Consider the following 6,526-nt stretch of genomic DNA (forward strand, 5'->3'; position numbering starts at 1 on the left):
CTGCTTCAAGCTGCTTGGTCAGCGCGTCATGGCCCGCACCTTCGAGCGTCAGATAACCGAGCTCAAAGTCCGTGCTGCAATCCTCAATCGCTTCTCGCAAATCGGCACACCAAATACTGTCCGCGTCGCGTAGTAATCTCAAATAAAGCCCGCAGCAAACCTATCAGGAGTTATGCAACAAAGCCCCGCAAAAGCTACCTGTTCGAGATTGATAGCGAACCGCTGCAAAGCGTTTTCTACAAGGACGGCAGGGCCGCAACCTTACAGGTTGAAGGTCTCCTCGGCGAAGGTGCATTCCAATTTCCCAAGGACGTTGACATTCTGGCTGACATACTGAGCGTTCTCAGCGCCGAAGGCGATATTATCCTGGATAGCTTTGCTGGCTCTGGTTCCACCGGCCATGCCGTGTTGAAGCTAAACATGATCGGCGCAATTGATCGTTCGTTCATATTGATCGAAATGGACGGAACGACGGCTGCTGAGAAAACAGCCAAGCGATTGAACGCCTGTATTGAAGGCTACACTGAGGCCGTGAAACCGTTTCGGGCAATTGATGCTCTTGGCGGTGGGTTCAAGTTCTGCAAGCTGGGCGAACCGCTGTTCAACGAGTTTGGCGACATTGACCATCGTGTAACCTTCTCGGACCTTGCGGCGCATATCTTCTTCTCCGAAACAGGCGCTCCTCTCCCGCAAAAGGCCAAGAATGATTGCTCGTTCATCGGCACCTACAAGGAAAAGGCGGTTTACCTGCTATTCTCCGCCGCCGAACAGGGCGTTGCACGGGAAGCGGCTGGCAATGTGCTGACGCCGGATGTGCTTGCACAGCTTTCTCCAATCCCGGAGTGCTTCACCGGGCAACGTGTCGTCTATGGTGAAGGATGCACCGTGTCGGCAGATCGGCTCAAAGCCGAAGGCGTGACTTTCAAGCAAATCCCTTACCAGATCGAAGCGAACTGACATGGCGGCAATCAATCTGGAACTGAAAGAGTATCAGCAAGCCGCGCTGGGCCGGTTCAAGAGCTATCTGGAACAGGTCACCCAATTCACTGCTAAAACCGCCTTCGTCCTCCAAACGGATATGCCCTATCGGGATGCACCGTTCATTGTAGAGGGAACGCCCTATGTCTGTCTGCGGGTGCCGACCGGCGGAGGCAAGACGATCATGGGCGCTCACGCGGTAGGCATTGCCGCGAAGTCCTACCTCCAAGCCCCCAATCCACTTGTTCTGTGGTTGGTGCCGTCCGACGCGATCCTCAAACAGACCGTGGATGCCCTCAAAAATCTGGACCATCCCTATCGCGCTGCGCTGGCCAAGGACTTTGGCCGCAACATCACAGTCCTGACCAAGGCCGAAGCACTGGCCATGTCTCGCGCCGATGCCGAAGGCGGGGCTTGCATCATTGTTTCCACCATCCAGTCTTTCCGCATTGAGGAAACCGATGGCCGCAAGGTCTATGAAGACTCAGGGCAATTGATGGACCATTTTTCCGGCCTCACCGATGCACAGGCTGCGCGGCTGGAAAAGGTGGAAGGCACAGACAGGCCGGTTGCATCACTCGCCAATCTGTTGCGGCTGCATCATCCGATGGTGATCGTTGACGAAGCCCACAACGCCCGAACCGCCTTGTCGTTCGATACGCTGGCCCGGTTCGATCCGTCATTGATCCTTGAACTGACCGCTACGCCCCAGACGACACATAACCCGGCTAAGGACGAATTCGCTTCCAACATCCTCTATTCCGTCTCCGCTGCCGAATTGAAGGCGGAAGAGATGATCAAACTGCCGATCCGGCTGACAACCGATAGCGACTGGCGCAAGACGATCGGCGGGGCGCTGGATTGCCAAGCGGCCTTGGAAGAAGCGGCAAAGGCGGAGCAAGCGGAGACGGGGGAATATATCCGTCCCCTGATCCTCTTTCAGGCACAGAGCGCCAGTGCGGCGGACAAAACCCGGCTGACATGGGACGTGATCGAGCGGCACTTGCTTGACGACAAGTCCATTCCCGAGGCCCAGATTGCCGTCCACACCGGGCCGCGCAAAGACCTGGACGATATTGCCGACATTACCGACCCGGCTTGCCCCGTCCGCTACATCATAACCGTCCAGAAACTGAAAGAGGGCTGGGATTGCCCCTTTGCCTATGTGCTGTGCTCCGTGGCCGAACAGGTTTCACAGACGGCGATTGAACAGATTTTGGGCCGGGTGCTGCGGATGCCCAAGGCCAAGCGCAAACAGCGGGACGCCCTCAATCGTGCCTACGCCTATGTCGCGGCAAAGAGTTTCGATGAAACCGCCCAACGCCTGAAAGACGGGCTAGTGGAAGGCGCGGGCTTCAACAAGCTGGAAGCCGATCAGATCATTGCCCCGCAAGGCGACATTGGCTTTGCCGAGGACCGGGCAGACTATCATTACGAGTCCGACCCGATCAGCGATGAAGCGGTAACGATGGAGGACATTTCCGCCATTTTTGAAAAGCTGCCCCCGTCGGTCAAATCGCGTGTGAAGTTGGACCCCGATAGCCGGTCACTGGCCTTCCGTGGCCCCATGTCGCGCGAAAGCCGGAACATCCTGCAATTGGCTATGGCGAAGGTGCCTCAGGCCGAAAAGATCATCGACCGGCTCTATGCCAAGTCCAATCAATTCCAGACCTCCGCAGCGACGGAGGACAACAAGCCGCCGTTCATCGTGCCCTTGCTTGGTTTCCGCAAACAGGGCGAATTGGAACTGTTCTCCAAGGAGCATTTCCTAGACCTGCCGTGGCGGCTGGACGAATGCGATGCCAGCGCCATTGTCGAACGCTTCAAGGTGGTGGACGAAAGCCAGCACGGGCAGATTGACGTATCGGAACAGGGCAAGGTTCAGATTGATTTCGTCAAGCGGTTGCAGGGCGACCTCGCCGAAGCGGTGCAGGAACCATCGTGGACCATACCCCGGCTCGTCAACTGGATCGACTCAGGCATAAGCCATCCCGACGTAACGAAGCCCAGCGCCGTGCTGTTCATTTCCAGCGCCTTGGCCGCTCTGGAGAAGGCCGGACAGAATTTGGACGTTCTGGCTCGCAACAAATACGACCTGCGAAGGGCGCTCATTGCCCTGATCAAGGATTTGAGGGGCGAACGGGAAACGCAAAATTATGATGCCCTGTTCGCTGCCCACGCACAGGATTTTGCCGTCAATTCCGATTTGTCGATGATCTTTGACGAAGCAACCTATGCCTTCAATCAGCCCTATGCGGGCGCAACGACGTTCAACAAGCACTACACCCCTCTGATTGGCGATCTGAAGCCCACCGGGGAGGAATTTGACTGTGCCGTTCACCTCGACCGCATGGAGGCTGTTCGCTACTGGATCAGGAACGTGGAGGGCAAGCGGGGATCGTTCTGGCTCCAACTTCCCCACCAGAAATTCTATCCGGATTTTGTGGCAATGCTACATGACGGACGTATCCTGGTCATCGAGTATAAAGGGGGGCACCTTTACGAAAGTGAGCGGCCCAAGCGGACGATCGGAAGCGTATGGGCACAGGCCAGCGGCCGCGATTGTTTATTTTGTATGCCTACCGATCGAAATTTCAACTTAATCAACCAGGCGATCGAAATCTGAGTGTCTTCTCTGATTGGGCCCCTTTGGGTCAAGCTGCTTCCTCGCTTACGTGATCGTTCCCATGGATCACTCGCTTCTCTCCGCGGTCGGCGCAAGGCCGCCGCATAATGAGGTTATGGAGAGCAAAGCGTCTCAATCTGTTTCGCGACCTTCAGCTGGGCTGAGGTTCCGGACTCTAAGCGAGATCGTCTTGCCCTTCGTCCCCATGGGAACGGCGCTACCCGTCTTCTCAGGCGGGAACTTGTTCGGGCCTCCTTATGCTATCTGGCCTGCTGGAACCTTCCCCCAGCGAAATTCGGTCTGATCGCTCCACATGCGATGCAAAATCATCGCAAGCTTGCGGGCGACCGCCCTTGCCACGAACGCTACGTCGCAACGCCGCAGTCAACGGACTCCGAAAAACCTCGAAATCCACTACATCCATGGCAGCCTACTTCACCGGCACAACGGCTGAATCAGAAAATCAGTCTTTTGGGAATCCTCCCCCGATTCATGGCCGTCGAAAAACGCTCTAATTTCGGATCAGACAATTACCTATGATGGGCCTACTGCGTAAGAAGGTTTGACGCGAATTTAAAGCTTCCTATATGTAGATTACTCCCTCGGCGCGATGCCCCCCACCTAGGTGGCGGGAGCCGCCAACTGGCGGTGATTAGTAACACTGATCTAGGCCGGGGGACGCCCATTTCTGGGCTGCAACTTCCGATGCCATATCGTAAATTTCCCGCGCATGTTCGTGTCCGCCATCACATTCCGGACATTGGCACGGCCAAGAATGTGAGCCGACAAGCTGATTTTAGCTTCTGATGCGCCCTCAACCATCATGTGGCCGTTCACTTGATATGCTAAAGAACCAAGCAGAATATCTACGACTTGTATCAGGGGCGTGTCGCACGATTTACGAAAATGAGAACGACGGAAAGGGAAGTCTCGTTTGTCTCCCTTCTTCTTACGCCCGAAATTCAAAATATCCCTAAGTTCGCCAGGACGATGGATAGTCTCACGATCGTCTGGGTAGAGGTGAAACAATCTATCAGGGTATAGCCGAGCAAACTTAGAGGCTAATTGATATAACTCCTTGTTGAATGTTTTATCGCGATCCCCGTCGCCAAATCGCTGATGATCTTGCCCCCAAGTATCAACAACGGTTGTATGGAAATCAACGCCTGCAAAGGTTTTATCATCAAAAAAGGCGTCAGCGATTCTTCGATAAGCCGCCAATTTGCCCCTCGAAACACTACCCCATTTCATCTCGCCCTGCGGCAATTCGGGTAAGCGCAACTCCGCTATTCTGGTATTAGCTTGGGCAACCAACCGCGAAGGAATTATCAGGCCGCCCATTACCATGTAGCGGTGCCTAGTCTGGCTGCTCTCGTCGCAGTATATATCGGAAATTGAATCCGGGTTTGGAAGCTCGCTATGAGCGCTAACAATGATCGCCATACAGATAACCAAACACAAGCGGAACGATTCGCGCAAGCAGCACTAGAATTAGAGTGTGATGACGACCCTACGCGCTTCAAGGAACGCTCGGCGAAGGTCGTGAAGCATAAGCCGGTGGAGAAGCCTGAATGAGTAGCTGGACGGATAGACCAGAATTGACCCACCAAGAGATATGGGCACTTACTGCTGTCTTGACCAATTCCTTACAACAAGATCGGGCGAAGCCGGGAACGATCCCGTCGCAAGATCGGCGTATGCTTGAAAGCGCCCTCGCGAAATTGGAGCGGACGCGCGAGGTTTATAAAGTGCATACACCAAAAATATTCTGATACCAGCTCTCGAGTGAAGGAAAAAATCTTAGCTATTACTCCACAGCTTCACGACTTCAATGACACGATTTTCCTCAATTTCGTCGATTGGTATGTGCATCCCAAAACAAGCCACGATTCTATTTGTTAGAGTGTCAATGACAATACCTTCTCCTGCGCCATTTTCGATAATTCTACGGCGCACCATGTCCTCCGTCTGCGCAATAATATCGTCAATATCATCTGATGTTTCTTGCCAAATCATAGGTTCATCTTGGACATGGCCTACGTATCTCTGTTCGATTTCAAAATTTCTAGTATACATTTAACATCCTCAATTTCTGTCCCGATTATAGGATGCCGCGAGATTCCTGATCAATATATTTCGACTGCCGCCTAATCGAGCATCGCCGCACGGCCAGTCCGTCACCGCGAATTTTGCTTCGATAGGGTAAAATATGATGATATTTGTTCTCACATGTTACTCAGTAATCTTCGCCGTTGTCGCCTCTCTCAAGGCCTATCGCGCAAAGCCTTGGCCGAAAAACTTCATGTGTCAGCACAAGCGATCGAACGCCTGGAGCGCGGCACCGGATCAGTGGCTCTACTGGTCCAGACGATGGTGTGCCTCGAACTTCATCTTTCGGGCATCGCTCGTGGCGCGTCGTTACCGGCTCAACTCCAGCGAAGGCGTCAACAAATGGGCTGGTCGCTCGACGAAGTGGCGCGACGGGCCGGGATCACCAGGAAGACGCTTTCGGCCGTCGAAAATGGCGAAGGGTCTGTGGCGTCACTGCTCAAGGTCTTTGAAGTGCTGGGCCGGACCGCCCGAAAAGCCGAGCCCGTTCGACCGTCATGGGGGCACGATCCATCCGGTGAAAATGACAAGAGATTCACCCCATTGGCATTTCTCGATTGCGTCACTTCATCGTTCGGCGAGATCGACCTCGATCCTTGCGGTCACGAGGATTCCCCAGTGCGTGCTCGTCGGATCATCACGCCGCCAAACTGCGGTCTTGCGGCATCCTGGCGCGGTGCACGCCTCGGAACGTGTCAACGATTGTGAGACAGCCGGGTCGGGAGATTAAGCTATCGTCTTTCGGTCCCTGGCCGGTGGGTTGATCCAGACTGCGGTTGGTTTTTGTGGCGGTCGTGGTGGTCGATTGACGAA

The 6,526-nt window shown here is 54.5% G+C and carries 5 protein-coding genes and 2 pseudogenes; 4 read left to right on the plus strand and 3 right to left on the minus strand.

What is annotated here, in order from left to right; all coding sequences use genetic code 11:
• From SxD43FB_RS22625 to SxD43FB_RS22635, 3 genes and pseudogenes are all read left to right on the plus strand, one after another.
• A pseudogene (locus SxD43FB_RS22625) lies at window positions 1-133 on the plus strand (IS5/IS1182 family transposase); the annotation flags it as partial.
• Window positions 134-207: 74 nt separating this feature from the next.
• Window positions 208-957: a DNA methyltransferase gene (locus tag SxD43FB_RS26185; RefSeq protein ID WP_255245866.1), complete on the plus strand. Its 750-nt coding sequence runs from the start codon at window positions 208-210 to the stop codon at window positions 955-957.
• 1 nt (window position 958) lies between these two features.
• On the plus strand, window positions 959-3,604 hold the full coding sequence (locus SxD43FB_RS22635; RefSeq protein WP_096064050.1) for a DEAD/DEAH box helicase family protein: 2,646 nt from the start codon (window positions 959-961) through the stop codon (window positions 3,602-3,604).
• 255 nt (window positions 3,605-3,859) lie between these two features.
• On the opposite strand, the pseudogene SxD43FB_RS25645 reads toward SxD43FB_RS22635, so the two are convergent.
• The 3 genes and pseudogenes from SxD43FB_RS25645 to SxD43FB_RS22645 form a co-directional block, all read right to left on the minus strand.
• Window positions 3,860-3,955, minus strand: a pseudogene (locus tag SxD43FB_RS25645) (IS110 family transposase); the annotation flags it as partial.
• A 315-nt stretch (window positions 3,956-4,270) separates the two neighbouring features.
• Complete coding sequence (locus SxD43FB_RS22640) at window positions 4,271-5,047, minus strand: DUF3800 domain-containing protein (RefSeq protein WP_096064051.1); 777 nt, start codon at window positions 5,045-5,047, stop codon at window positions 4,271-4,273.
• A 357-nt stretch (window positions 5,048-5,404) separates the two neighbouring features.
• Window positions 5,405-5,680, minus strand: a complete 276-nt coding sequence (locus tag SxD43FB_RS22645) for a hypothetical protein (protein WP_141249613.1) — start codon at window positions 5,678-5,680, stop codon at window positions 5,405-5,407.
• Window positions 5,681-5,833: 153 nt separating this feature from the next.
• Here SxD43FB_RS22645 and SxD43FB_RS22650 point away from each other — a divergent pair, with 153 nt between their 5' ends.
• Entirely contained in the window at window positions 5,834-6,421 is a 588-nt protein-coding gene (locus SxD43FB_RS22650) for a helix-turn-helix transcriptional regulator (protein WP_096064053.1), read from the plus strand.
• Window positions 6,422-6,526: the final 105 nt, after the last annotated feature.

It is taken from the genome of Sphingobium sp. D43FB, assembly GCF_002312805.1.
Taxonomy (GTDB): domain Bacteria; phylum Pseudomonadota; class Alphaproteobacteria; order Sphingomonadales; family Sphingomonadaceae; genus Sphingobium.